Consider the following 3,401-nt stretch of genomic DNA (forward strand, 5'->3'; position numbering starts at 1 on the left):
AGGAACGGGGCGTTGCCAAGCGCGACCGACTTGCCGTCGACAGTACCGCGCGCGCCCTTGCCGGTCGGCGCATCGAAGCCTGAGACCTCACCGAGCGTCAGATTGCGTGCCCTGGCGTGGCGCACGATCGCATCCGCCAGTGGATGCTCGCTGGCGCTCTCGACACTGGCGGCGAGCCGTAGCACCTCGGCCTCATCAAAGCCCTCGGCGGTGACGATCGCGGTGACGTCGGGCTTGCCTTCGGTCAGGGTGCCGGTCTTGTCGACCACCAGTGTGTCGATCTTCTCCATCCGCTCCAGCGCTTCGGCGTTCTTGATCAGCACGCCTTCATGCGCGCCGCGGCCGACGCCGACCATGATCGACATCGGGGTCGCGAGCCCAAGCGCGCAGGGGCAGGCAATGATCAGCACACTGACGGCGGCAACCAGACCGTAAGCCAGCCGCGGCTCAGGCCCGAATGCGTACCATGCAGCGAATGCGATGACCGCGGCTGCGATAACCGTCGGCACGAACCAGCCGGCGACCTGATCTGCAAGCCGTTGAATGGGCGCGCGCGAGCGCTGCGCGTCCGCGACCATCTGCACGATCTGCGACAGCAGCGTATCGCGGCCGACCTTGTCCGCGCGCATCACGAAGCCGCCGGATTGGTTCAAGGTGCCGGCGACGACGCGCGCGCCTTGCTCCTTGCTCACCGGCATCGATTCGCCCGTCACCAGCGACTCGTCGAGCGACGAGCGGCCTTCGAGGATGATGCCGTCGACCGGCACCTTCTCGCCGGGCCGCACGCGCAGGCGATCGCCGACGGCGAGCTGATCGATCTCGACCTCGTGGTCGTGGCCGTCGTCGCCGACGCGGCGAGCAGTTTTGGGTGCCAGCCGCAGCAGCGCCTTGATCGCGCCTGATGTCGCGTCGCGCGCGCGCAACTCCAGCACCTGGCCGAGCAGCACCAGAATGGTGATGACCGCAGCCGCCTCGAAATAGACGGCGACGGCGCCGCCATGATCGCGGAACGTCGCGGGGAAAGCTTGCGGCACCACCGTCGCGATCAGGCTATAGACGTAGGCCACCGTAGTGCCCATCGCGATCAGCGTGAACATGTTTAGATTGCGCGTCTGCAGCGATTGCCAGCCGCGCACGAAGAACGGCCAGCCCGCCCACAGCACCACTGGCGTTGCGAACACGAATTGAATCCAGTTGGACAGCATCGGCGCGACCAGCGCGTGGCCCAGCAGATGCCCGCCCATCTCCAGCACGACGACGGGGGCCGCGAGCAGGGCGCCGATCCAGAACCGCCGCGTCATGTCCGCAAGCTCGGGATTCTGCGCGTCGTCGAGGCTGACCACAGCGGGCTCCAGCGCCATGCCGCAGATCGGGCAGGTCCCCGGACCTTCCTGGCGGACCTCGGGATGCATCGGGCAGGTGTAGATCGTGCCGGCCGGCATCTCCGGCGGCGGTTCCTTCTTCTCCAGATATTTGGCGGGGTCGGCCGCGAACTTGGTGCGGCAACCATTGCTGCAGAAATGGAAAATCTCGCCATGATGTTCGTGGCGATGCTTCGACGTCGCCGGATCGACGGTCATGCCGCAGACGGGATCGATGGCCTTCTTGCCTTCCGCGTCATGATGATGAGCGTGGCCGCTACAGCAGGAATGCGGTGTGGCACCGCTCGTTTGGCTGTGTCCCGTTTCCGACATCATGTCTCGTCCCGGTCTTGCAACATATACCCTGTGGGGGTATATAGGCCGCATGCGGAAAGACATCAAGGCATCGTGCCAGAAACGGCTGAGCCGGATCGAGGGCCAGGTCCGCGGTCTAGCCAAGATGGTCGAGGACGATCGCTACTGCATCGACATCGTCACACAGATCTCGGCGGTGCGCGCGGCGCTGCGGCGGGTCGAGGAGGAGATCCTGCGCGACCACGTCGCGCATTGCGTCGAGCACGCGATCGCGGCCGGCGACAAGGCGGACCAGCGGCAGAAGATCGCGGAGCTGATGGCCGTGATCGGCCGCTCCGATCGGTAGGCCGGCCGGGCGGGGCTGCGGAACGATCGCTCGCTCAGCTCAACTCTTTAGTCATCCTGATTCAAAAATCAGGGCACTGCCCGACGATCGGCAGCGCCTCTAGGCCCTGGCCGCTCGCTTCACGCGGCGCGCCGGTGTGACCGTGACGCACTCCGCGGCCAGATGAAATTCCGTCACGGTGACGCGTTCGGTCAGGGCAGGGTCGGTGTCCGCGCTCATTTCCTCAGCCGCAATCGACGCCTCTTCGTCAAGCGCTTCAGGAACGAGCGGCGGCGCACTGGGTCCTGGAAACACGGCGAACGCGCCCGCTACCTCCGCGAGCGGCTTCTGCTTGTCGGCCCAGTGCAGGGCGGTGTAGTCGAATCCGTTGATGATGGTCGGCTTGACGACCTCGAAATAGGGCGAGATATCGAAGTCTCTGGGCATGTAGAGCGAGGAATCGCGGATGTGCAGGATCTCGCGCCGTGCCCGCCTCGAGCCCGCGCGCGTGATCTTGGGCAGAATCGGATAGCGCACGGCGTCGAAAGCCTGCGCGATCAGCGCCGAGCAGATCATCTTGGTCGGATCGCCCGAGCCGATCGCAATCATGCGCCGCCGCCAGCGTTGCGGGATCGGCATCGGGATCAGGAAGCGCATCAGGTCGACGATGTTCTTGGTGTCGTAGCCGAAGCCGATCCGGTTGATGGCATAACGGCAGACGGTGTAGCGGTCCTCATAGGTGAGGCCGACCGGGCGGCAGATCCGGGTGTGATAGGAGAAATATTTCGACAGCGGCGCCGATTCGACGCCTTCGCCGACATTGGCCTCGATCAACACATGCGGCTCACCGTCGGGCTCGCAGGCGCCGTCGATCGGACCGACATAGAGCGCCGCGTGCGACCAGGTCGACTGCGTCAGATATTTGATGATGCCGGAGATGCGGTTGTTGCCTTCGACCAGCAGCACGTCGCCCGGCTGCATGTCCTTGCGCAGGCTTTCCGGATCGCTCGGCGTGAACGGCTCATAGCCTGGCACCTCCTTCTGAAGGTAGCCGGCAAGCAGCTTGCCGATATGATCGAGCACAACACCCATGACGTCACACTTGCCCCCGAGCGACCTTGTTCCGGCGCTTTTCCCTGTTCCTATCATGGTCTGAGGCGGTTGCAATTTGGTTCATGGCGGTGAGCTTTTATCAATCATGATTGATTCACCATGACCGTTGCCGGCCCGCATCAGATGCGGCAATGTTGTCCTATATTCCCCGCTCGTCGAAGCTTTCGGAAACCATGACATGACGATCACGCGCCGCGGCTTCCTGTCGGCTTCCGCGACCCTTGCTGCGCTGCCTGTTCTTGCCCGGGCCGCGTCCGCCGCGGCGCCGCGGGAGGCCGACGTAGTGG

At 64.7% G+C, this 3,401-nt stretch carries 3 protein-coding genes; 1 reads left to right on the forward strand and 2 read right to left on the reverse strand.

All coding sequences use genetic code 11. From position 1 onward, the window contains the following. Window positions 1-1,697 (reverse strand): heavy metal translocating P-type ATPase (locus WA702_RS29515; RefSeq protein ID WP_425114064.1); only part of this gene is annotated, 1,697 nt, incomplete at its 3' end. Window positions 1,698-1,746: 49 nt separating this feature from the next. Between WA702_RS29515 and WA702_RS29520 the strand changes: the two genes are divergently transcribed. Then, complete coding sequence (locus tag WA702_RS29520; protein WP_425114065.1) at window positions 1,747-2,022, forward strand: metal-sensitive transcriptional regulator; 276 nt, start codon at window positions 1,747-1,749, stop codon at window positions 2,020-2,022. A 99-nt stretch (window positions 2,023-2,121) separates the two neighbouring features. Here WA702_RS29520 and WA702_RS29525 read toward each other — a convergent pair whose 3' ends face one another. Continuing rightward, window positions 2,122-3,093, reverse strand: coding sequence for a YiiX/YebB-like N1pC/P60 family cysteine hydrolase (locus tag WA702_RS29525; RefSeq protein ID WP_425114066.1), 972 nt, complete (start codon window positions 3,091-3,093; stop codon window positions 2,122-2,124). Window positions 3,094-3,401 lie beyond the last annotated feature (308 nt).

Source organism: Bradyrhizobium sp. (genome assembly GCF_049798375.1).
Lineage (GTDB): Bacteria > Pseudomonadota > Alphaproteobacteria > Rhizobiales > Xanthobacteraceae > Bradyrhizobium.

Coding starts and splice junctions, on each gene's coding strand:
- WA702_RS29520 (WP_425114065.1), top strand. CDS start 1,747: ATGCGGAAAGACATCAAGGCATCGTGCCAGAAACGGCTGAGCCGGATC.
- WA702_RS29525 (WP_425114066.1), bottom strand. CDS start 3,093: ATGGGTGTTGTGCTCGATCATATCGGCAAGCTGCTTGCCGGCTACCTT.